This is a genomic window from Actinomycetospora succinea (assembly GCF_004363095.1).
Classification (GTDB): Bacteria; Actinomycetota; Actinomycetes; order Mycobacteriales; family Pseudonocardiaceae; genus Actinomycetospora; species Actinomycetospora succinea.
Genome location: NZ_SNYO01000005.1, coordinates 214,039 through 235,199 on the forward strand (window position 1 = coordinate 214,039; position 21,161 = coordinate 235,199).

Annotated in this window: 21 protein-coding genes; 13 read left to right on the plus strand and 8 right to left on the minus strand. The window is 73.9% G+C overall.

Going from position 1 to position 21,161, the window contains the following annotated elements:
• Positions 1-18: 18 nt before the first annotated feature.
• Positions 19-768 carry a fructosamine kinase family protein gene (locus tag EV188_RS19630; RefSeq protein ID WP_133828093.1) on the plus strand — a complete coding sequence of 250 codons (750 nt, stop codon included), beginning with the start codon at positions 19-21 and terminating at the stop codon, positions 766-768.
• 9 nt (positions 769-777) lie between these two features.
• Entirely contained in the window at positions 778-1,620 is an 843-nt protein-coding gene (locus EV188_RS19635) for an SURF1 family cytochrome oxidase biogenesis protein (protein WP_133827978.1), read from the plus strand.
• A 45-nt stretch (positions 1,621-1,665) separates the two neighbouring features.
• On the opposite strand, the gene EV188_RS19640 is transcribed toward EV188_RS19635, so the two are convergent.
• The gene (locus tag EV188_RS19640; RefSeq protein WP_424922937.1) at positions 1,666-2,673 is read right to left on the minus strand and encodes a cobalamin biosynthesis protein; all 1,008 of its coding nucleotides are present in this window, start codon (positions 2,671-2,673) and stop codon (positions 1,666-1,668) included.
• Positions 2,674-2,724: 51 nt separating this feature from the next.
• On the opposite strand from EV188_RS19640, the gene tenA reads away from it, so the two are divergent.
• Positions 2,725-3,381 (plus strand): thiaminase II, encoded by a 657-nt coding sequence (gene tenA, locus EV188_RS19645; protein ID WP_133827979.1) that lies wholly within the window; start codon positions 2,725-2,727, stop codon positions 3,379-3,381.
• On the opposite strand, the gene EV188_RS19650 is transcribed toward tenA, so the two are convergent.
• Positions 3,378-3,698, minus strand: a complete 321-nt coding sequence (locus tag EV188_RS19650) for a hypothetical protein (protein WP_133827980.1) — start codon at positions 3,696-3,698, stop codon at positions 3,378-3,380. The genes tenA and EV188_RS19650 overlap by 4 nt on opposite strands.
• 29 nt (positions 3,699-3,727) lie before the next feature.
• Entirely contained in the window at positions 3,728-4,075 is a 348-nt protein-coding gene (locus EV188_RS19655; RefSeq protein ID WP_133827981.1) for a hypothetical protein, read from the minus strand.
• A 126-nt stretch (positions 4,076-4,201) separates the two neighbouring features.
• Between EV188_RS19655 and EV188_RS19660 the strand changes: the two genes are divergently transcribed.
• The 4 genes from EV188_RS19660 to EV188_RS19675 all read left to right on the plus strand — a co-directional run bounded on the left by EV188_RS19660 (position 4,202) and on the right by EV188_RS19675 (position 8,436).
• Positions 4,202-4,441: a hypothetical protein gene (locus EV188_RS19660; RefSeq protein ID WP_133827982.1), complete on the plus strand. Its 240-nt coding sequence runs from the start codon at positions 4,202-4,204 to the stop codon at positions 4,439-4,441.
• A 46-nt stretch (positions 4,442-4,487) separates the two neighbouring features.
• Entirely contained in the window at positions 4,488-5,027 is a 540-nt protein-coding gene (locus EV188_RS19665; protein ID WP_208114290.1) for a GNAT family N-acetyltransferase, read from the plus strand.
• Positions 5,028-5,538: 511 nt separating this feature from the next.
• The gene (locus EV188_RS19670) at positions 5,539-6,954 is read left to right on the plus strand and encodes an MFS transporter (protein WP_133827983.1); all 1,416 of its coding nucleotides are present in this window, start codon (positions 5,539-5,541) and stop codon (positions 6,952-6,954) included.
• 57 nt (positions 6,955-7,011) lie between these two features.
• Entirely contained in the window at positions 7,012-8,436 is a 1,425-nt protein-coding gene (locus tag EV188_RS19675) for a glucose-6-phosphate dehydrogenase (protein ID WP_133827984.1), read from the plus strand.
• Between the two features lie 47 nt (positions 8,437-8,483).
• Here the strand turns inward: EV188_RS19675 and EV188_RS19680 are convergent, their stop codons facing one another.
• Positions 8,484-9,251, minus strand: coding sequence for a bestrophin-like domain (locus EV188_RS19680; RefSeq protein ID WP_133827985.1), 768 nt, complete (start codon positions 9,249-9,251; stop codon positions 8,484-8,486).
• A 60-nt stretch (positions 9,252-9,311) separates the two neighbouring features.
• Positions 9,312-11,687 (minus strand): xanthine dehydrogenase family protein molybdopterin-binding subunit, encoded by a 2,376-nt coding sequence (locus EV188_RS19685; protein WP_133827986.1) that lies wholly within the window; start codon positions 11,685-11,687, stop codon positions 9,312-9,314.
• 140 nt (positions 11,688-11,827) lie between these two features.
• On the opposite strand from EV188_RS19685, the gene EV188_RS19690 reads away from it, so the two are divergent.
• A complete protein-coding gene (locus EV188_RS19690) occupies positions 11,828-12,736 on the plus strand; it encodes an SCO6745 family protein (RefSeq protein ID WP_133827987.1) in 909 nt (302 codons plus the stop codon).
• A gap of 1 nt (position 12,737) precedes the next feature.
• Here EV188_RS19690 and EV188_RS19695 read toward each other — a convergent pair whose 3' ends face one another.
• Positions 12,738-14,783 carry an NAD(+) synthase gene (locus tag EV188_RS19695; protein WP_133827988.1) on the minus strand — a complete coding sequence of 682 codons (2,046 nt, stop codon included), beginning with the start codon at positions 14,781-14,783 and terminating at the stop codon, positions 12,738-12,740.
• A gap of 67 nt (positions 14,784-14,850) precedes the next feature.
• Positions 14,851-15,144 (minus strand): PspC domain-containing protein, encoded by a 294-nt coding sequence (locus EV188_RS19700; protein ID WP_133827989.1) that lies wholly within the window; start codon positions 15,142-15,144, stop codon positions 14,851-14,853.
• A gap of 278 nt (positions 15,145-15,422) precedes the next feature.
• On the opposite strand from EV188_RS19700, the gene EV188_RS19705 reads away from it, so the two are divergent.
• The 4 genes from EV188_RS19705 to EV188_RS31780 all read left to right on the plus strand — a co-directional run bounded on the left by EV188_RS19705 (position 15,423) and on the right by EV188_RS31780 (position 18,136).
• On the plus strand, positions 15,423-15,878 hold the full coding sequence (locus EV188_RS19705; protein ID WP_133827990.1) for a hypothetical protein: 456 nt from the start codon (positions 15,423-15,425) through the stop codon (positions 15,876-15,878).
• Complete coding sequence (locus EV188_RS19710; RefSeq protein WP_133827991.1) at positions 15,878-17,377, plus strand: multicopper oxidase family protein; 1,500 nt, start codon at positions 15,878-15,880, stop codon at positions 17,375-17,377. Before EV188_RS19705 ends, EV188_RS19710 begins: the two co-directional genes overlap by 1 nt.
• Before the next feature lie 74 nt (positions 17,378-17,451).
• Positions 17,452-17,787, plus strand: a complete 336-nt coding sequence (locus EV188_RS19715; RefSeq protein WP_133827992.1) for a hypothetical protein — start codon at positions 17,452-17,454, stop codon at positions 17,785-17,787.
• A 205-nt stretch (positions 17,788-17,992) separates the two neighbouring features.
• Entirely contained in the window at positions 17,993-18,136 is a 144-nt protein-coding gene (locus EV188_RS31780) for a hypothetical protein (RefSeq protein ID WP_166659977.1), read from the plus strand.
• Between the two features lie 12 nt (positions 18,137-18,148).
• On the opposite strand, the gene EV188_RS19720 is transcribed toward EV188_RS31780, so the two are convergent.
• Positions 18,149-19,687, minus strand: a complete 1,539-nt coding sequence (locus EV188_RS19720) for a serine/threonine-protein kinase (RefSeq protein ID WP_166659978.1) — start codon at positions 19,685-19,687, stop codon at positions 18,149-18,151.
• 289 nt (positions 19,688-19,976) lie between these two features.
• Here EV188_RS19720 and EV188_RS19725 point away from each other — a divergent pair, with 289 nt between their 5' ends.
• A complete protein-coding gene (locus EV188_RS19725; RefSeq protein ID WP_133827994.1) occupies positions 19,977-21,161 on the plus strand; it encodes a fatty acid desaturase family protein in 1,185 nt (394 codons plus the stop codon).

Consider the following 21,161-nt stretch of genomic DNA (forward strand, 5'->3'; position numbering starts at 1 on the left):
ACCGGCGGCGGCGTGCAGATGGCCACGCTCGACGACGGGACCGAGGTCGTCGTCAAGTCCGCGGAGCCGTCCGCGATCGCCGCCGAGGCCGCCGGGCTGCGCTGGCTCGCCGATCCCGGCACCGTGGGCGTGCCGGAGGTGCTCGGGGAGACCGAGGGCCGGATGGTGTCGACGCGCGTGCCGTCGGGTCGCGCCGACCGCGACGCCGCCGAGACGTTCGGGCGCGGGCTCGCCGCGCTGCACGCCGCCGGCGCATCCGCCTTCGGCGCACCACCGCCCGGCGGGCCGGTGCACGCGTGGATCGGCGAGGCGCGGATGGTCAACGAGACCGGCGAGCACTGGCCGTCGTGGTACGCCGAGCACCGCGTCCTCCCCCACGCCCGCCGGGCGCTGCGCGGCGACGACCTCGCCCTCGTCGAACGGGCCTGCGCGCGCTTCGACGACGTCGCCGGGCCGTCCGAGCCGCCGGCGCGCCTGCACGGGGACCTGTGGACGGGGAACGTGCTGTGGTCCGGCGGGCGGGGATGGGTGATCGACCCGGCCGCGCACGGCGGGCACCGCGAGACCGACCTCGCCATGCTCGCGCTCTTCGGCGCGCCCGAGCTGGAGACGATCCTCGCCGCGTACGACGAAGCCGCGCCGCTGGCCGACGGCTGGCGGGACCGCGTCGGGCTGCACCAGCTCTGGCCGCTGCTCGTGCACGCGGAGCTCTTCGGGGGCGGGTACGGCGACCGGGCGCTCACCGTCTGTTCGCGGATCGCGTCGTAACCTGGGCCCGTGCGGTTCCTGCTGAAACCCGGGTGGATCGCACTGACGCTCGTCGTGGCCGCGTTCGCCTTCGCCTGCTACTACCTGCTCGCGCCGTGGCAGTTCCACCGCAGCGACGAGCGCGACGGCGACAACGCCGCGCTGACCAGGGCGGTCGCGACGGCGCCGGTGCCGCGCGGCGAGCTCGTCGCCCCCGGCGCGGCACCCGGCGCGGACGTGGCGTGGCGCCAGGTCACCGTCGCCGGCACGTACCGCCCGGAGGGCCAGGTGCTCGTGCGCCTGCGCAGCATCGAGGGGCACCCGGCGAGCGAGGTCATGACCCCGCTGGTCACCAGCACCGGCGAGACCGTGCTCGTCGACCGCGGGTACGTGCGCACCGACGGGCAGGGCGCGCTGCCGCCGATCCCCGCGCCGCCCGGCGGGACCGTGACGGTCGCGGGCTACCAGCGCCTCGACGAGGGCGCGCCGACCCGTCCCGCGGTCGTCGCCGACGGGCAGCGCCAGGTGTACTCGGCGGACGCCGCCACGGTCGGTGCGGCGGGCGGGATCGCGACGAGCCCGGGCTACGTGCAGCTGCTCCCCGGCCAACCCGGGGTGATCACCGCCGTCCCGCTCCCCCCGCCGGACCCGAACCCGTCGTACTCGTACGCCTGGCAGTGGCTGATCTTCGGGCTGATGGCGATCGGGGCGTGGATCTACTTCGCGCGCCTGGAGTACCGCCGCGAGCACGGGCTCGAACCGCGGCCTCGCGACCGCCAGGACCCGCGCGACGCCGCCGACGGCACGCACTGGGACGCGCAGGCGCCGTCGCCGACCGAGGAGAAGCTGGCGGACCGCTACGGCCGACGGTAGAAGATCGAGGGGGATTTGACCCTGTCGGCGTGCGGCATTGGATTGTCAGCGTGGCTGCCACGCTGACACAGCCACGGCCAGGAGAGCCGTCGCGAGACCGACGGCGCGGGAGAGGCGGACGGCGCGCGGGAGGTCGGCGACCGCGGGCGGGCGGCCGTCGCCGAGCACCGGGCGGTCCTGGACGCCGTAGGGGTAGACGGTGCGCCCGCCGACTCGCAGGCCGAGCGCGCCCGCGAACGACGCCTCCACGGGGCCGGCGTTGGGGCTGGGGTGCGCGGGGGCGTCGCGGCGCCACGCCCGCCACGCGTCGCCGGGGCGCCCGCCGACCAGCGGCGCGCACGCGGCCGTGACCAGCGCCGACACGCGCGCCGGGACGACGCCCGCGACGTCGTCGGCGCGTGCCGAGGCCCAGCCGAAGTGCTCGTACCGCGCCGACCGGTGGCCCACCATCGCGTCCAGCGTGTTCACCGCCCGGTGTCCCAGCAGGCCCGGCACCCCGGCCACCGCGCCCCACACGAGCGGCGCGACGACGGCGTCGGCGGTGTTCTCGGCGATCGACTCGAGCGCCGCGCGCGCCAGCCCGTCGGGGTCGAGGGCCGAGGGGTCGCGCCCGCACAGGTGCGGCAGCCGCGCCCGGGCGGCGTCGACGTCGCCCGCCTGCAGGGACGTCGCCATCGCCGTGCCCTCGCCGGCCAGCGACGTCCCGCCGAGCACGGTCCACGTCGCCGCGGCGGTCAGCGCGGTGCGGGCGACGGGGTGCCTGACGCGCTCGGCGAGCACCCCCGCGCCCACCGCCCCGCCGACGAGCACCGCGGCGTACGCCAGGCCGGGCCCGCGCCGGTCGGCCCACCAGCGCCGCTCCAGCGCGCCTGCCACGGCGCCGAACGCCGCGACGGGGTGGCCGCGGCGGGGGTCGCCGAGCACGGCGTCGGCGAGCACGCCGAGCGCGAGCCCCGCGGCCCGGGCGAGCGGCCCGTTTCGGCGAGGGGCGCCCCTCGCCCGTCTCTCCGAGCGAAGGTGCCCTTCGCTCGGAACCCCGGAGGCCGCCAGCACCCCGCGATGATCTCACTGCGACATCGGATCGGGCCGTGACAGGGTGCTCGCGTGGGTTTCAGCGACGAGCTCTGGGACGCGGGCGCCGGGATCTACGACGCGGTGCGCGCGCACCCGTTCCTCACCGGCCTGTCCGACGGCACGCTGCCGCACGCGGCGTTCCGGCACTTCGTCGTGCAGGACGCCCACTACCTGCGCGGCTACGCGCGAGCCCTGGCGGTCCTCGCGGCGCGGGCGCCCACCGAGGCCGACACGGTGATGTTCGCCCAGCACGCCGCCGGCGCGATCGCCGCCGAGCAGGAGATGCACGCCGAGCTCGCCGACGCGCTCGGTACCGCGAGCGACGCCGACGTCCCCGTCGCCCCGACCACCACCGCGTACACCAGCTACCTGCTCGCCACGTGCCACGGCGGCTCGTTCGCCGAAGGGCTCGGGGCGGTCCTGCCCTGCTACTGGATCTACGCGCGGGTCGGCGAGGCGCTCCTCGCGGACTCCTCCCCCGACCCGCTCTACGCCCGCTGGATCGCGATGTACGGCGGCGACGAGTTCCAGGCGGTCGTCGATGCGGTGCTGGCCGTGACCGACCGCGTCGGGCCGACCCTCGGCGACAGCGAGCACGAGCGCGTCCGCGAGCACTACGTGACGACGTGCCGCTACGAGTGGATGTTCTGGGACGCCGCGTGGCGCCAGGAGCAGTGGCCGGTCTAGGCGGGTCGCCGCAGCACGAACCGCGTCTCCACGACGTGCGGCGCCGTCCCCGGCGCACGCCCGGGTGCGCTCGGGACGAGGGCACCCTGCGGGCCGGCGAGCGCGACGAGCTCCCAGCCCTGCTGACCGAGCCTGTTGAGCTGCTCGGCGTACACGCGCGCCCAGGCGACGCGGTAGGGCCGGTACTCCTCGAGGATCAGCTCGTCGGACGGCCCGATCGCGTAGATCTGCCACTCGGCGCCGGCCTCGCCCGCCGCGTCCTCGGACAGGCCGACCGCGGAGATCTCCAGCGTCGCGTACTCCCAGGCGCCGGCCACGTGCCGAGACTAGCCCGCCACCGGGGAGCTCAGGACGCGGTGCGCCGGTGCGTCGCGGCGCCCTCGCAGGCGACGCGTGCGGCCTCGCTGGCACGGGCGGTGCGCGCCGTGCGGGCCCGACGCAGCGCCGAGGTGCGTCCGGCCGTCGGCCCGCTGCGGGGGCGCTCGGCGCCCGCGGTGCCGAGGGTCGTCACGGTGCGCCCGGAGCCGCTCGGCGGCGCGTCGCCGGTGAGCAGGAACCCGGCGACCTTGGCCAGCAGCCCGCCCGCGATCAGCGCCGGTCCGAGCACCCAGCGGCCGGGCACCTCGAGCGCGATGACGGCGATCCCGGCCCCGATGAGGACCAGGCCGCCGAGGAGGAGGAGAGCGGACCGCACGAGGATGACTTTACGTGGTCGTCCGGGCCCCAACGGTCGGCCGATCGGGGCAATCAGGTCCGCATGGTGGCGGTGACGACCGCGGGCCGGGGTCGTAGGGTGTGCCGATCTCGCCAGGGAGGGCACATGGAGTTCGCTGTCCGGTACGTCAACGGTCCGCTGCAGGGCGTCGGGTCGATCACGCAGCCCGACAGCGCGGGCGAGGAGCCCCCGCTGCTCCAGCGCATCCCGCTGCCCAGCGAGGACCACGGCCTGCGTCGCACGGTCTCGGACATGGCCGGGGGCGGGCCGACCGCCATCTACGAGCGCACCGGCTACAACGAGCCCGCGGGCGAGTGGGAGTTCACGCTGCTGCGCGTGGAGTAGGTCGGACGGTCGTGGCGGGCCGGGGTGATGGTCCAGAATCGGGTGCGTGACCACGGATCCCGCCACCACCACCGGTGTGCTCCGTCCCGCCGCCGCGCAGGACGCGGAGCGGGTCGCGGCGATCTTCGCCGGCTACGTCCTGCAGTCGATCGCCACGTTCGTCGAGGAACCGCCCTCCGACGACCTCTGGCGCGAGCGCATCGTCGCCGCGGGCCCCACGCTGCCCTTCCTCGTCGCCGAGGTGGACGGTGAGATCGAGGGCTTCGCGTACGCCGCACGGTTCCGGCCGCACGCCGCGTACCGGTACACCGTCGAGGACTCGGTCTACATCGCCCCGGAGGCCGCCGGGCGCGGCCTGGGCTCGCTGCTGCTCGCGGGCCTGCTCGACGCGCTGCGCGGCACCGAGGTCCGCCAGGTCGTCGCCGTGATCGCCGCCCTCGCCGGCTCCCGCCACGACACCCCGTCGATCGTGCTGCACCGCCGTCAGGGCTTCGTCGAGGTCGGCCGGATGCCGTCGGTGGGCTACAAGAACGGGCAGTGGGCCGACACCGTGCTCATGCAGGCCGACCTGCGCCCCGACGGCTGAGCACGACCCCCGGGAACGACGACGGGCCGCCCCGCAGACGCGGGACGGCCCGTACGTGAGAGATCGGGGCTCAGGCCTCCACGGCCGCCGGACGGGCGACCCAGTGGCGCTGCGCGTGCCGGACGAGGGTGGCAGCCACCCCGACGCCCGCTCCCGCACTCACGATCATGCCCATGAACACTGCCGCCATGACGGCTCCTCCTCACCACGTGCACGCGCCGAGGCCGGCGACCGGGTCCGGATGACCCGACCGGTCCGCGTGCGCTTGCGAACCGTGGGCGCTGTCTGCGCCCACAGCGAGAGACGCATCGGGCCGGGGTGATGTTCCGTCGCGCCCCGGCCGCACGGCATGACTCCACTCACAGCAACCGCGCGCGTTCACCCTGTGTCCCCCGTCCGACTTCAGTAGTGTCCGACAAGCAAGCAGATGTAAACGGGCGTTAACGACTTTCGGGTCGTTTCCGTCAAATCGGACTCAACGCGATCCCGTCGGGGGCGAGGGGAGAACGACATGACGCAGACGGAAGCGGGTGACGGAGGCGGAGTGCCCGACGGCGTCACCGTCACCGACACCGCGACGATGAAGCGCGCCGTGGGCGCGGCGGCGGTCGGCAACATCACCGAGTGGTTCGACTTCGGCGTCTACGCCTACCTGGCGACGACGATCGAGGAGAACTTCTTCCCGCCGGACAACCCCACGCTCGCGCAGGTCGGCGTGTTCGCCGGGTTCGCGGTGTCGTTCCTCGTGCGGCCGCTCGGCGGGCTGTTCTTCGGTCCGCTCGGCGACCGGATCGGCCGGACCAAGGTCCTGTCGATCACGGTCATCATGATGGCGATCGGGACGTTCCTGCTCGGCTTCATCCCGCCCTACGAATCGATCGGCATCTGGGCGCCCATTCTCCTCGTGCTCTGCCGCGTCGTGCAGGGCTTCTCCACCGGCGGTGAGTACGCGGGCGCGATGACGTTCATCGCCGAGTACTCCCCCGACCGGCGCCGCGGTTTCTTCGGCAGTTTCCTGGAATGCGGGACGTTCATCGGCTACGCGCTCGGCGCGACCGTCGCGACCGTCATCCCGCTGGTCTCCACCGAGGAGTTCGCGTCGACCTGGGCCTGGCGCATCCCGTTCTTCATCGCCCTGCCGCTGGGCATCGTCGGTGTCTACCTGCGCGTGAAGCTCGAGGAGACCCCGTCGTTCCAGACGCTGCTCTCCGAGTCCGAGGAACGCGAGGGCCAACAGGCCTCGGCCGGGCTCAAGGAACTGTTCGGGACCTACTGGCCCGCGATGCTCGCCGCGGGCGGACTCGTCGTGGCCTGGAACATCCCGAACTACATGCTCACCAGCTACATGCCGACCTACCTCGAGGACAACGTCCAGGTCGTCGGCGGCACCGCGATCGACAGCACGACGTCGCAGTGGCTGCAGATCGCCGTCCTGTGGGTCGCGGTGTTCGTCATCCCGTTCCTGGGCCGCCTGTCGGACCGTGTCGGCCGCAAGCCGGTCCTGTGGGTCGGCTCGATCGGCACGGTCGTGCTCGCGTTCCCGATGATCCTGGTGCTCAAGAGCGGCTCGGTGCCGCTCGTCGGCATCGGCCTCGCCGTCATGGGCCTGCTGCTGATCCTCTTCTCGGCGACCTGCCCGTCGACGCTGCCGGCGCTGTTCCCGACCGAGATCCGCTACGGCGGGCTCGCGATCTCGTTCAACATCTTCGTGTCGGCCTTCGCCGGGACGACGTCGCTGATCATGACCGCGGTCGTGCTCGGGACGGGCTGGGCGTACTGGCCGGCGGTGTACCTGATCTTCGCCGGGGTCGTCGGCGCCGTCGTCCTCCTGTCGCTGCGGGAGACCGCGGGCAAGCCGCTGCCGGGTTCCAACCCGTCGGTGTCCACCGAGCAGGAGGCGCGCGAGCTGGTGGCCTCGCGTCGCTGAGCCACGACGGTGGGTCTCCGGGTGTCGGCCCCCACGGATGACGGGCACGATGCGCTGGTGCCCGAGTCATCAGAGGCCACACCCGGCCCCACCGTCTTCGTCCTGTTCGGCGCCACCGGCGACCTGGCCAAGCGCCTCGTGCTGCCGTCGTTCTTCCGGCTCGTGCAGGAGAAGCTCCTGCCCGACGACTGGCGCCTGATCGGCAACGGGCGCCGCACCAAGACCGACGACGAGTTCCGCGACGAGGTCCGCGAGGCCCTGGAGCAGTTCGGCGGCCTGACGCCCGAGGACGGGCCCTGGGACGAGTTCGCCGCGGGGCTGCGCTTCGCCGGCGGCGGGTTCACGGCCGACGACCCCGGCGAGCTGCTCGACCGGATCGCGGAGGCCCGCGGCGAGATCGGGCAGGACGCCCAGCTCGTCCACTACCTCGGGCTGCCGCCCACGACGTTCGGCGACTACACGCGCGCCCTCGGGGCGCAGGGCCTGGCCGAGGGCTCCCGGGTCGTCTACGAGAAGCCCTTCGGCACCTCGCTGGAGAGCTTCCGCGAGCTCGACCGGGTCGTGCACGAGGTCCTCGACGAGTCGCAGGTCTTCCGGATCGATCACTTCCTCGGCAAGGAGGCCACCCAGGAGCTGCGGGCCCTGCGCTTCGCCAACGGGCTCTTCGGCAGCTCCTGGGACCGCCACCACGTCGCCGCGGTGGAGATCGACGTCCCGGAGACCCTCGACGTCGCCGACCGCGCCGAGTTCTACGACGCCACCGGCGCCGTGCTCGACATGCTCGTCACGCACCTGTTCCAGGTGGCCGCCGAGGTCGCGATGGACCCGCCCCCGACCTTCCGCGCCGACGACGTCGCCGCCGCCCGCGACGAGGCCGTGCGGCACTTCCGCCCGCTGCAGCGCGACGAGGTGGTGCGCGGGCAGTTCGAGGGCTACCGCGACCTCGACCACGTCGCCGACGACTCCACCACCGAGACCTTCGTGGCCGCGCGGCTGTGGATCGACACCGACCGCTGGCGCGGCGTGCCGTTCCTGCTGCGCACCGGCAAGCGGATGGCCGAGAGCCACCAGAAGGTCAACCTGATCTTCCGGGACCCCCAGGACGGGCCGGTCGACGAGCGCGACCTGCCGACGCGCGGCAACGTGCTGTGCTTCGACCTCGCCGGCGACGGCGCGCTCGCCCTGTCGATGAACGTGAAGACTCCCGGGGCGTCGTCCGACCTCGGCACCACGTGGACCCAGATCCCGCTCGACACGCTGTCCGGCGGCGACCCGCTGCCGCCGTACGTGCGCCTGATCCACGACGTGCTCAGCGGCGACCGCGCGCTGTTCACTCGCCCCGACGGCCTCGAGGACGTCTGGATCGCCGCCGCCGAGGTGCTCGACGACCACCGGGCCCCCGAGCCCTACGCGCCGGGCTCCTGGGGCCCCGAGGCGGCCCTGCGCCTCGCCGACCCCGTCGGCTGGGTCCTCCCCGGCTGACCCCACGTGCGTGATCTTCTGAGCGATAGCTCAGAAGATCACGCACGTCAGGGGCGGACCTGCAGCAACAGGTCGGGGTCGATCGCGAAGTAGCCGGCGAACGGGGCCGCCTGGGCGCAGAGCAGCGTCAGGGCGAGCGCCATCGCCGTCGCGAGCAGCGCGAGGGACACCGCCGCGCGGCGCAGCCGGTCCGCGTGGATGCAGCCCATCGCCGCGAGCGTCGTGAGCGCGACGAGGTAGAGCGCCGTCAGCCGCAGCGGGTCGATCGCCGACCCGCTGAGCACGAGGCGGGTGCGCCGCGACTCCAGGGCCTGGTCGACCGCGGTCACGAGGCGGTCCTGGGCCACCCGCTGGCCCTCGGTCTGCACCGGCAGCGCCAGGACGATCGACTGCACGGCGACGAGCCGGGCGGGCGCGACCGTCAGCGTGGCGTCGCCGTCGGCCATCTCGGGCCACTCGTCGGCCACGTACTGGTCGATCTGCTCGGCCAGCAGCCGCTGCACGTCGGCGTGCTGGGCCGGGAACGCCCCCATCAGCAGATCCACGTCGCGCAGCGCGCTGGCCTCCCGGCTCACGGCCGCCGCGGCGTCGTCGCGGTCGGCCCACACGTCGGCGACGAGGAACCCGACGAGCAGGCCGAAGATCAGGCCCATCGGCGAGAGCAGGCCCGGGCTCAGCGGACCCAGGGACTCGCCATGGCCCGACCGGCGCGCGAGCCAGAGCCCGGCGAGGACCAGCGCCGCGGCCAGGTAGACCGCGGCGAAGACCGTCACCACCAACAGCGGCAGCGGGGCGTGCCCCAACCACGCGACCATCGCCGCAGACTATGTGAGCGGAATTCCCGGTCATAGCCGGGAATTCCGCTCACATGTCGGTCAGTGCTGCGGGCCCGGCTCGCCCGCGTACTCGGGGCCGGCGGACGGGCGGTTGGCCGGGTCGCCGCCCGCGGCGCCCTGGATCGCCCGCCACACCGTCTCCGGGGTCAGCGGCATGTCGACGTGCTTGACGCCGAGGTGCGACAGCGCGTCGACGACGGCGTTGTGCACGGCCGGCGTCGAGCCGATCGTCCCGGACTCGCCGATGCCCTTGGCGCCGAGCGGGTTGAGCGGGGTCGGCGTCTCGGTGTTGGTGGCCTCGTAGGAGATGAGGTCCGCGGCCGAGGGGATGACGTACGAGGCGAGGTTGCCGGAGGTCGGGTTGCCGTCCTCGTCGTAGGTGACGCGCTCGTAGAGGGCCTGCGAGATGCCCTGCGCGATGCCGCCGTGCTGCTGCCCGGTGACGAGCATCGGGTTGAGGATGCGGCCGCAGTCGTCGACGGCGATGTGGCGGCGCAGCTTCACCATGCCGGTGTCGAGGTCGACGTCGACGACCGAGATGTGCGAGCCGAACGGGAAGCTCGACTGGCCCTGGGTGAAGTCGAGCTCCTCGAGCAGCTGCTTGCCACCGACACCGGGGTCGTAGCCCGTGCCGTCCTCGGACGCCGTCGCCACCTGCGCCCAGGTGACCTGGGTGTCGGCGATGCCCTTGACGCCGAAGCCGCCGGAGACGTGCTCGATGTCGTCGGGCGAGGCCTCCAGCATGTGGGCGGCGATCTCGCGGGCCCGCGACACGAGCTGCTCGGAGGCCGTCCAGATCGCGCTGCCGCCGGTCTGCAGCGACCGCGAGCCCGCGGTGCCCGCCCCGCGGGCCACCAGCTCGGTGTCGGACTGGACGAGGCGGACCTTGTCCATCGGCACGTCGAGGATCTGCGAGGCGATGTGGGTGAAGGCCGTCTCGTGGCCCTGGCCGTGGGCGCTGGTGCCGGCCTTGACGGTGAACGTGCCGTCCGGGTGGGCCTGCGCGGAGCCGAACTCCACGTCGAGGCCCAGCGGCGCGGTGACCTCGACGTAGGACGCCACGCCGATGCCCATCGCGGTCCGCGAGCCCGCGGCGCGCTTCTCCTTCTGCTCGGCGAGCAGGGCGTCGTAGCCCGCCGCCTGGCGGGCCGTGTCGAGCGCCTTGGCGTGCTCGGCGTTGTCGTACTGGGCGCCGGTGATGCTGGTCATCGGGAACTGGTCCGGCGTCAGGAAGTTCTTGCGCCGCATCTCCAGCGGGTCGACGCCGATCTCGTCGGCGGCGATGTCGATGATCCGCTCGAGCATCTGGGTGGCCTCGGGTCGCCCGGCGCCGCGGTAGGCGCCGATCTGCGTGGTGTTGGTGGCGACGGCCTTCCACGTGAAGTCGATCGCCGGGATCCGGTAGACGCCCTGGGCCATGAGCTGGGTCAGGCTCGGCAGGATCGTGCCGAGGACCGGGTAGGCGCCGGCGTCGCCGATCGCGGTGGCGCGCAGGCCGACGATCGTGCCGTCGGACTTCACGCCCATCTCGACGTACTGGACCTGGGCTCGCCCGTGGACCATCGAGAGCATGTTCTCGGAGCGGGTCTCGGTCCAGCGGACCGCGTGCCCGAGAGCGCGCGCGGCGGCGCCGACGATGCCCCACTCCTGGTAGGCGTGCATCTTCGGCCCGAAGCCGCCGCCGACGCGCGGGGCGATGACGTGGACGTTCGCGCCGTCGACGCCGAGGTCGCCCGCGAGGGCGTCCCGGGCGCCGTGCGGGCCCTGGCTCGACACGTACATCTTGATCTTGTCGCCGTCGCCGGGGATCGCCACGCAGGCGTTCGGCTCCATCGGCACGCCGGCGAGCTTCTGGTTGTAGAAGGTGTGCTTCACGACCGTGTCGGCGCTGTCGAAGATGCCCTCGACGGCCCCGGTGCCGTCGCCGGCGACCAGGTTCGATCCGAGGTCGTCGAACAGCTTCGGGGCGTCGTCGGCGAGCGCGGCCTCGATGTCGGTGACGGCGGGCAGCGGCTCGATGTCGGCGAAGACGGTCTCGGAGGCGTCCAGCGCCTGGCCGGCGGTCTCGGCGACGACGACCGCGACGATGTCGCCGACGAAGCGCACCTTGCCCCGCGCGAGGGCCGGGCGGTTCATCGCGTCCGGCACGACGCCGGGCAGGCCGGGACGGTCGTTGACGTTCAGCTCGCCGTCGACGTACACCGCGACGACGCCGGGCATCGAGCGCGCCTCGTCGGCGTCGATGCCGGTGATCGTCCCGTGCGCGATGGGCGAGCGGACGAAGACCGCGTGGTACGAGCCCTCGATCGGCAGGTCGCCGGTGTAGTCCTCGGCGCCCCGGATCAGGCCGTCGTCCTCGGTGCGCTTGACCGAGTTGCCGAAGATCGAGGTGGAACGGGTGGGGGTGATGGTCATTGCGAGGGTCCTCCAGTGGTGCCCGTGCCGGGAGGGTCAGAAGATCAGACCGTCGCCCGCGCGTCGAGTCGGCATTCGGCCCACCGGAACCCTTCCGTCAACCTGGACGTGAGCCCGGTCACCGGCAACGATTGTGCACCATGGACTTCGACGAGGCCCGTTCTGTGTTCTGCCGACCACGGACGGCGCCGGTCGTCGACCCCCGCACCGAGGCCACGCCCGCCCGCCGCCTCCGGGACGCGGTCGAACCGCTCGCGATGGTGACGGTGTGGAGCGACGCGGCCGCGAAGGAGAGCGGCGACGCCGGCCTCGACTTCCTGGGCGGTTACGTCGGCGGGCGCGCGTCGGTGCTCGGGGACGTCGAGGGGACGGTCGTCGCCGCGGCGTTCGCGGTGTTCGAGCCCGGCCTCGTCGGCGGGCTGTGGGACCAGGCGCGGGCGGCGTGCCCGGTCGCCGACCTGCGCGGGATGCGTGAGCGCGCCGGCACCGCCGCCCTGCGCGCGGTGCTCGCCGACGTCCGCGAGGCCGAGGTCGACGCCGTCGTCGAGCCGCTGCGGGTCGCGCTCGACCCCGTCGACGTCATGGGGCGCCCGCTCTCCGCGGGGATGAGCGCGCTGCCCTGGCCGCGGGACGCGTACGGGCGCCTGTGGCACGCGACCACGCTGCTGCGCGAGCACCGCGGCGACTCCCACGTCGCCGCCTGCGTCGCCGCGGGCCTCGACGGCATCGAGTCGAACGTGCTCACCGAGCTGTGGGTCGGCTTCGACCTGCTGGAGTACACCTCGACGCGCGGCTGGTCGCCCGAGGCCATGGACGCCGCGCTCGCCCGCCTGCGCGCGCGGGGTCTGGTGGACGGCGACGCCCTGTCCGCCGAGGGCGCCCGCTTCCGCGACGGGGTCGAGGCGGCCACCGACCTCGCCCAGCAGCCCCTCGTCGACGCCCTGGGCGACGACGTCGACCGCCTCGTCGACACCCTCGGCTCCTGGTCCGAGGCCGTCGTGGCCCGCGGCTGGTTCCCGCCCGACCCGTACAAGCGCGCGGCGGGGTAGGTCAGGACTCCGGGACGCAGCGCTCGATCTCGTCGAGCCAGATCGTCGCCGACGAGTCCGACGGCGCGCGCCAGTCGCCGCGCGGCGAGAGCGACCCGCCGGCGACGACCTTCGGCCCGTTCGGCATCGCCGAGCGCTTGAACTGCGCGAACCCGAAGAACCGCTGGGCGAAGACCTGGAGCCAGCGCCGGATCTCGGCGAGGTCGTAGGCGCGGCGGTCGTCCTCGGGGTAGCCGGGCGGCCACACGCCGGCCTCGAGGTCGCGCCACGCGTGCCACGACAGGAACGCGATCCGCGACGGCGTGAAGCCGTGGCGCAGGAACCAGTACAGGTTGAAGTCCTGCAGGTCGTACGGCCCGATCTTCTGCTCGCTGGACTGGATCTCCTGGTCCGGGTCGGCGGGCACGAGCTCGGGGCTGATCTCCGTGTCGAGCACGTCGGCCAGCACGGTGCCGACCTCGTCCTCGAACTGCTGCGAGCTGATCACCCAGCGGATGAGGTGCTGGATCAGCGTCTTCGGCACGCCGGTGTTGACCGTGTAGTGCGACATCTGGTCGCCGACGCCGTACGTCGACCACCCCAGCGCCGCCTCGGAGAGGTCGCCGGTGCCGAGCACGATGCCGCCGCGCTGGTTGGCGGCGCGGAAGAGGTAGTCGGTGCGCAGGCCCGCCTGGACGTTCTCGAACGTGACGTCGTACTGCGGCTCGCCCTGCGAGAACGGGTGCCCGAGGTTCGCCAGCATGAGCCGCGCGGTCTCGGTGATGTCGATCGTCTCGAACGTGACGCCCAGGGCCTCGGACAGGCGCTCGGCGTTGGACTTGGTCCGCTCGCCGGTGGCGAAGCCGGGCAGCGTGAACGCGAGGATGTCCGAGCGCGGGCGCCCGGCCCGGTCCATGGCGCGGGCCGCGACGATCAGCGCGTGGGTGGAGTCGAGCCCGCCCGAGACGCCGATGACGACCTTGGCGTCACCGATGGCGCGCAGGCGCTGGAGCAGGCCCGCGACCTGGATGTTGTAGGCCTCGAAGCAGTCCTGCTCGAGGCGCGCCGGGTCGGCGGGCACGAACGGGAAGCGCTCGACTTCCCGGCGGAACCCGATGTCGCCCGCCGGCGGGTCGAGGGTGAAGTCGACCGTGCGGAACGACAGCTCGTGGCGCCGGCGGTTGTCGTCGAACGTGCCCATCCGCAGCCGCTCGGAGCGGAGCAGGCGCAGGTCGACGTCCGCGAGCGCGTGCTGCTCCCCCGCCGGGAAGCGCTCGGTCTCGGCGAGCAGCGTGCCGTTCTCGTGGATGCTCGTCTGGCCGTCCCACGAGACCTCCGTGGTCGACTCGCCGTCGCCCGCCGCGGCGTAGACGTACGCGGCCGAGCAGCGCGCCGACGCCGACTTCGCGAGCAGCTGGCGGTCGTCGGCGCGCCCGACGGTGATCGGGCTGCCGGAGAGGTTCGCCAGCACCGTCGCCCCGGCCAGCGCCGCCCCGGCGCTCGGCGGGATCGGGACGAACATGTCCTCGCAGACCTCGACGTGCAGCACGAGGCCCTCGACGTCGGTCGCGGCGAAGAGCAGGTCCGAGCCGAACGGGACGTCCTCGCCGAGCAGGCGGGTGGTGCCGCCCTCCTCGCCGGCGCCGGCCGCGAGCTGGCGGGGCTCGTAGAACTCGCGGTAGTTCGGCAGGTAGGTCTTGGGGACGACGCCGAGGACGCGCCCGCGGTGCACGACGACCGCGCAGTTGTACGCGCGGTTCCGGTGGCGCAGCGGGGCGCCGACCACGAGCACCGGGGTCAGGTCCGCCGACGCGCCGACCACCTCGCCCAGGGCGTCGACGACGCTGTCGAGCAGCGTGTCCTGCAGGAGCAGGTCCTCGATCGAGTACCCGGACAGCGTCAGCTCGGGGAACACGACGAGGCCGGCGCCGTCGTCGTGGCACTCGCGGGCCACGGCCAGGAGCGAGGCCGCGTTGGCCGACGGGTCGGCGATCGTCGTGCGGATCGTGGCGGCCGCCACGCGCACGAAGCCCTGGTGGTACACCGACGTGAAGGGCGGGGTGGGCATCTGCTGGCTTCCTCCGGGGCGGGACGACGCGGGCGAGCGTAGATCGCCCGCCCGCCCGCCGCGGAGGTCACACGGTGCTCGCGGGCGGGTCCTGCGGCACGCCCGGCGTCGGCGTGCGGTCGGACCCCTCCTCGGGCACCAGCGCCCAGGCGGCCAGGTAGGCGATCAGACCCACGAGGTGCCCGAACACGGCCAGGAGTACCGCGAGGACGCGGACGAGGGTGACGTCGAGGCCCGTCCGGGCGGCGATGCCACCGCAGACGCCGGCGATCCAGCGGTCCTCGACGCTGCGCCGGAAGCCGAACGACAGGCGCGAGGACAGCGGGGCGGCGGGGGTGGGGCTGTTCTCCGGTGTGGTCATACCGCAAGAGCCTGCCGCCGCGCGCCGACCCCGCCCTACGGGTCGGCCCCGGGTTCGACCCTGGTCCGCACCCCGAGACCGGGCAGGGCCGGTACGGCCGGGGTCCCTGTGACGGAACGTCACTTCTCGCTCCTTCGCTTCGGCTTAGTCATTCTTTCGGACTAGTCATTACCGGCTGTGATGACTTAATGTGACCGCCACCACTGGAGTTCCGGTGGACCACCACGAAGTGCGGGAGCTCCGGCTGGTCCGGCCGGTCCCGCGGGAAGGGGTCGGCCGTGCGTACGACCTATCGGGTTCTGGCCTGGATCCTCGCCGTCGAGGTGGTCGTCCAGGCCGCGGCGATCGCGTGGGCCCTCTTCGGCCTGACCACCTGGATCGAGAGCGGCGGCGTGCTCGACGCGGCCGCCATCCAGGCGGAGCCCCAGTTCGACGGGGTCGTCGGCTTCATGGTCCACGGCATGAACGGCACGATCATCGTGCCGGCCGTGGCGCTCCTGCTGCTCATCGTCTCGTTCTTCGCGAAGCTCACCCGCGGCGTGGCGTTCGCGGCGGCCCTGTTCCTCATGGTCGTGGCGCAGGTCCTGCTCGGGATGTTCGCGCACGCGATCCCGTCGCTCGGCATGCTCCACGGCGCGCTCGCCCTCGCCATCCTCGTCACCGCCGTGATGTCGGCGCGGCTCACCTCGGCCCCGCGGGCCGTCGAGCAGCCCACCACCACCGCGGCCGTCTGATGCTGCGGGCGCGGCGACGGACCTGGCGCACGAAGGGCACCGGCGCGCGGCGCCGGACCCTGGTCGCCGTCGTCGCCGCGCTCGTGGTGCTCGTCCCGATCGCCTGGATGTGGACCGACAGCCTCGTGCCCTCGACGTACTCGGTCGAGGAGATGGGCACGCCCGACGTCGGCGGCGGCCCGGTCGGGATGGACCACGCCGGCCACGCGGGCATGCCGATGGGCCCCTCGGTCGACCAGCTCCGCGAGCCCCCGGGCCCCGCGGACGTCGACCTCACCCTCGTCGCCCGCGCCGGGCGCGTGACGCTGCCGTCGGGCCGGGTGGTCGACGGCTTCACGCTCAACGGCACGACGCCCGGGCCGGAGATCCGCGCGGTGCAGGGCCAGATGGTGGCGGTGCGCCTCGTCAACGAGAACGTCGCCGAGGGCGTCACCCTGCACTGGCACGGTTACGACGTCCCCGCGGGCGACGACGGCGTGGCCGGCGTGACCCAGGACGCCGTGGGCGTCGGCGGGTCCTTCGTCTACCGGTTCCGCGCCGACCAGGCGGGCACGTTCTGGTACCACTCGCACCAGGTCGCGGACCCGCAGGTCAAGGGCGGGCTCTTCGGCGCGCTCGTGGTCACGCCGCGCGCCGGGCTCGGCGACACGGCCGACCTCACGGCGCTGACCCACCTGTACGCGGGCCGGCGCACGGTCAACGGGCTCGAGGGCGACGTCCCGGCCGTCGGCGCCCCGGGCCAGCGGGTGCGAGTCCGGGTCGTCAACACCGACAACGGGCCGGTCCAGGTCTGGGTCGGCGGGGCGCCGTACCGCCTGGTCGCCATCGACGGCGACGACGTCGACGGGCCCACGCCGTCGACCGACTCGCTCTCGGTCACCGCCGGCGGGCGCGCCGACCTGGAGATCGACCTCCCCGCGGACGGCGCGGGCGTGCGGGTCGAGCTGGGCGGCGCCTCGGCCGTCACCTACGGGAGGCCGCTGCCCCCGACCCCGCGGCCGGCCGCCGAGCTCGACCCGCTGCACTACGGCACCCCCGCGGCCCTGCCCTTCGACCCGGCCGCGGCGGACCGGACCTTCGACTACGTCATCGGCCGGCGCCTCGGGTTCCTCGACGGCACGCCCGGGCTGTGGTGGACCGTCAACGGCCACCTGTGGCCCGACGTGCCGATGTACGTGGTCCGCGAGGGCGACGTCGTCCGGATGCACATCGACAACGCGAGCGGCGAGCTGCACCCGATGCACCTGCACGGGCACCACGCGGTGGTGCTCGCCCGTGACGGCGTCCCGTCCACCGGCAGCCCCTGGTGGACCGACAGCATCGACGTGCAGGACGGGCACACCGTCGACATCGCGTTCGTGGCCGACAACCCCGGGCTGTGGATGGACCACTGCCACAACCTCGCCCATCCCGGCGAGGGCCTCGTCGCCCACCTCATGTACGAGGGCGTGACGACGCCCTACCGCGTGGGTGGCGACCCCCACAACACCCCGGAGTGACCGCACCCTCCGCGCGCGGGGATACTCGTCGGTAACCGATGCGGCCCGTCGTGGGCCGCCGGAGGTGACCCCCGATGACCGCGCCGACCGCGCCGACAGCCCCCACCGCTCCCCTGGCTCCCTGGCTGCTCTCCCACGCGACCGCGTGCGCGGAGGCCGTCGCCACGGCGCTCGACCTGCTCGACGCCGACGAGGTCGAGACGATCCCCCACGCGGGCGACGACGGCTTCACGCTGCGGGTCCTGGCCGACCCGCCGCGTGCCGTGCGGGCGCTGCGCTGGTCGGCGGTCGAGGGGTGGGCCGTCACGGCGGACGCGGGACTGCGCCGGACGCCGCGCTGGCGCCCGCTCGGGCTGCCCGCCGACGCCGAGCCCGTGGTGCTCTGCGAGGTGCTGCGCGGCGGCTCCTGACCGCACGGGCCCACGCCGGTGCGGGCCCCTCGTCCGCACCGGCGGTCCCCTCCTCGGAACGTACCGGGCGGTCCGGTCGTCGTGAAGGTCGACACCGCACGTCGCGGGTGGACGTACGCACAATGACGTACAGCGCTCGCCCGGTGTCCGGTCGTAACCTCGGCGCTCGACGTCCCCGCCACCGGGGACGCCCGGGGGAGGCGTCATGCGCGACCGCACGGACGATCGGCTGATCCAGGAACCGCGCATCCGGCGCATCGTGCGCCCGCGTCCGAGCACTCCACCGTCCGACGACCGCGCCGTGCCGACGCCCCGGGTGCCCGCGCGCGACGAGCGTCCGGAGGACTGATCCGGCGACCGGTCAGCGGTCGTGGCCGCGGGCGCGCCCCCTGCCGTGCCCGTTGCCGTTGCCCCGGTCGTCGTCCCCGCCGCCGGCGCGGGCCTGGGCGGCCCGCCAGCGCTCGAAGAACTTCTCCCACTGCGCCGCGCGCTCCGCGGAGGCGTCGCGCGAGCGTCGCGTGGACGTCGACCGGGTCGACGACGCGACCTCCTCGACGTCGTCCGCCGAGGCCGAGCGCGTCGCGCGCGCGGGCGTGGTGGTCGACGGGATGACCGGCGGCCCGGCGACCGGGACCGGCATCGGCGCGGGGGGCGCCGCGGTGCCCGGCGAGGCGACCGGCGTCGGGTCGGACGTGCCGGTCGACGCGGCCACGATCCCGGCCGCGCCGAGCACGCCGACGAGACCGGCGCCGACGGCCGCGACCCGCCGCGTGGGGCGCCCGAGCCGCGTCGCGCGCGCCGGCCGGCCCGCGCCCGTGTCGACGGGCGTCACGGCCCGGGTCGCACCCCGCGCGCGGCCGTGGGGGGCCGCGGCGCTCGCGCTCGTCCGGCCGGGGAGCAGGAGCGGGCCGGTGCGGGCCTCGTCCGCGTCGGGATCCGGAGCACCGGGGTCGGGCGTGGGCGGACCCACCGCGAGCAGGTCGGACCCGACGGCCGCGGTCGCCGCGGGCGCCGGCGTCGCAGCGCGGACCTCGTAGCCCGGGTCGTGGCCCGCGAGCATCCGGGCGGCGCGGGCCGCGTCGGGCCGGCGGGCGGGGTCGTGGTCGAGCAGGGCCCGCAGCACCGGGGTCAGGTCGCCCGCGCGCCGGGCCGGCGCGACGACGCCCGTGGCGACGCGCGAGAGCACCTCGAGCGCGTTGCCCCCGTCGCCGGCGGGCGGGGCGCCCTCGAGCGCGGCGTAGAGCGTGGCGCCGAGGGAGAACACGTCGGCGGCCGCGGTCGCCGGGCCGCCGCGGGCGAGCTCGGGCGCCATGTAGTGCGGCGTGCCGGCGACGAGCTGGTCGGCGGTGGCGGGGTCGGTGTCGACGACCGCGATGCCGAAGTCGGTGACGGTCACCGTGTCGCCGGCGCCGATCATGACGTTGGCGGGCTTGACGTCGCGGTGGACGATCCCGCGCTCGTGCATCGCGGCGAGGCCCTCGGCGATCTGGGCCCCGATGGCGGCGACGCGCACCGGCGGCAGCGAGCCCTCGCGGTCGAGGAGGTCGGCCAGCGACGGGGCCGCGACGTACTCCATGACCAGGCAGACCTCGCCGTCGAGGTCTGTCATGTCGAAGATCGCGGCGAGGCGCGGGTGGTGCAGGCGCGCGGCCACACGGCCCTCGCGGTGGGCGCGGTCGCGGATCTGGCGGGCGCGCTGGGCGTCGAGGGCCCGCGCCCCGTGCAGCCGCTTGATCGCGACGTCGCGGTCGAGCAGCTCGTCGTGGGCCCGCCAGACGGACCCCGAGCCACCGCGCCCGACGGGCGCGACGAGGAGGTAGCGCCCGGCCACGAGGCGTCCGGGCTCGATGGTGGCCCGAGCGTCGCCGAGGGCGTTCGGCACCGAGGTCGGCGTCGACATACCCCTCCCTTCTGCTCCGTGACCGCCTATCGCGGGCCGTGACCATTCCGTTACCGAATTCTGCACGGCGTCGTCCGGACCCCCCGATCGGGTGGCACGCATCCTCACCCGGCCCCGCTCGGTGCCCGCACCCGACCCGCCTGACGGGTGGTGTGACGGGCGCCATCGCGCGCCCGGTGCCCAGCACCACACCGGTCACGGGGTCCGTTCGCGGCTCGTGCTCGGTACCGTCGGTACCGCGTACTTCAGGTACCGACCGACTCCCCCCGACGCGGAAAGGAACCCCGTCATGGCCATCTCGGACATCAAGGAGTTCACGCACCTGAGCGAGGCCGACGTCGCGGCCATCGGGCGTGAGTTCGACGCGATCCGCCGCGAGGTCGAGGCCTCGCGCGGCGAGGACGACGCCGCCTACATCCGGGGCGTGGTGCGCCTGCAGCGCCGCCTCGAGATCGGCGGGCGCGTCGCGCTCGTCGGCAGCGTCCTGCCGCCGCTCTGGATCGCCGGCACCGCCGCCCTGGCCGCCTCCAAGATCATCGAGAACATGGAGATCGGCCACAACGTCATGCACGGCCAGTGGGACTGGATGAACGACCCCGAGATCCACTCGGCCCAGTGGGAGTGGGACAACGTCTGCCCGGCCGAGCAGTGGAAGCACTCCCACAACTACCTGCACCACACCTATACGAACGTGATCGGCAAGGACAAGGACGTCGGGTACGAGATCCTGCGGGTCTCCTCCGACCAGCCGTGGCACCCCTACTACCTGGGCCAGCCGCTCTACAACGCGCTGCTGATGTTCCTGTTCCAGTGGGGCGTCGCGCTGCACGACCTCGACATCGAGGGCGCGGCGAAGATGGACGCCGACCCCGAGGAGATGAAGGCCAAGCTGCGCCAGATCGGGCGCAAGGCCGGCAAGCAGGCGCTCAAGGACTACGTGTTCTTCCCGGCGCTGTCCGGTCCGTTCTTCCCGGCGACGATCGCCGCGAACGCGACGGCCAACCTCATCCGCAACGTGTGGTCCTACGCGATCATCTTCTGCGGCCACTTCCCGGACGGCGCCGAGGTGTTCACCGAGGAGGAGCTCGAGGGCGAGACCTGGGGCGAGTGGTACCTGCGCCAGCTGCTCGGCTCGGCGAACTTCTCCGGCGGGAAGCTCATGCACCTCATGAGCGGCAACCTCGGCTACCAGATCGAGCACCACCTCTTCCCCGACCTGCCGTCGAACCGCTACCCGGAGATCGCGGAGAAGGTGCGCGACATCTGCGAGCGCTGGGACCTGCCGTACACGACCGGCCCGTTCCCGCGGCAGTTCTGGCAGTCGACGCGCTCCATCTGGAAGCTCTCGCTGCCGGTGGCGGGCGAGCTCAAGCGCTTCGTGGACCGCCTCGTCGGGCGCGAGAAGCCGGCGCCGGTGGCCGACGTCCCGGCTCCCCGCGCGGAGACCCGCGCCGAGGAGCCGGTCGCGGCGTGA

What these genes read in the sequence shown, in the direction of transcription:
- EV188_RS19630 (WP_133828093.1), top strand. Translation starts at nt 19, where the DNA reads ATGGCCACGCTCGACGACGGGACCGAGGTCGTCGTCAAGTCCGCGGAG.
- EV188_RS19660 (WP_133827982.1), top strand. Translation starts at nt 4,202, where the DNA reads ATGGAGTTCGCTGTCCGGTACGTCAACGGTCCGCTGCAGGGCGTCGGG.
- EV188_RS19670 (WP_133827983.1), top strand. Translation starts at nt 5,539, where the DNA reads ATGACGCAGACGGAAGCGGGTGACGGAGGCGGAGTGCCCGACGGCGTC.
- EV188_RS19680 (WP_133827985.1), bottom strand. Translation starts at nt 9,251, where the DNA reads ATGGTCGCGTGGTTGGGGCACGCCCCGCTGCCGCTGTTGGTGGTGACG.
- EV188_RS19685 (WP_133827986.1), bottom strand. Translation starts at nt 11,687, where the DNA reads ATGACCATCACCCCCACCCGTTCCACCTCGATCTTCGGCAACTCGGTC.
- EV188_RS19690 (WP_133827987.1), top strand. Translation starts at nt 11,828, where the DNA reads ATGGACTTCGACGAGGCCCGTTCTGTGTTCTGCCGACCACGGACGGCG.
- EV188_RS19695 (WP_133827988.1), bottom strand. Translation starts at nt 14,783, where the DNA reads ATGCCCACCCCGCCCTTCACGTCGGTGTACCACCAGGGCTTCGTGCGC.
- EV188_RS19700 (WP_133827989.1), bottom strand. Translation starts at nt 15,144, where the DNA reads ATGACCACACCGGAGAACAGCCCCACCCCCGCCGCCCCGCTGTCCTCG.
- EV188_RS19710 (WP_133827991.1), top strand. Translation starts at nt 15,878, where the DNA reads ATGCTGCGGGCGCGGCGACGGACCTGGCGCACGAAGGGCACCGGCGCG.
- EV188_RS19715 (WP_133827992.1), top strand. Translation starts at nt 17,452, where the DNA reads ATGACCGCGCCGACCGCGCCGACAGCCCCCACCGCTCCCCTGGCTCCC.
- EV188_RS31780 (WP_166659977.1), top strand. Translation starts at nt 17,993, where the DNA reads ATGCGCGACCGCACGGACGATCGGCTGATCCAGGAACCGCGCATCCGG.
- EV188_RS19720 (WP_166659978.1), bottom strand. Translation starts at nt 19,687, where the DNA reads ATGTCGACGCCGACCTCGGTGCCGAACGCCCTCGGCGACGCTCGGGCC.
- EV188_RS19725 (WP_133827994.1), top strand. Translation starts at nt 19,977, where the DNA reads ATGGCCATCTCGGACATCAAGGAGTTCACGCACCTGAGCGAGGCCGAC.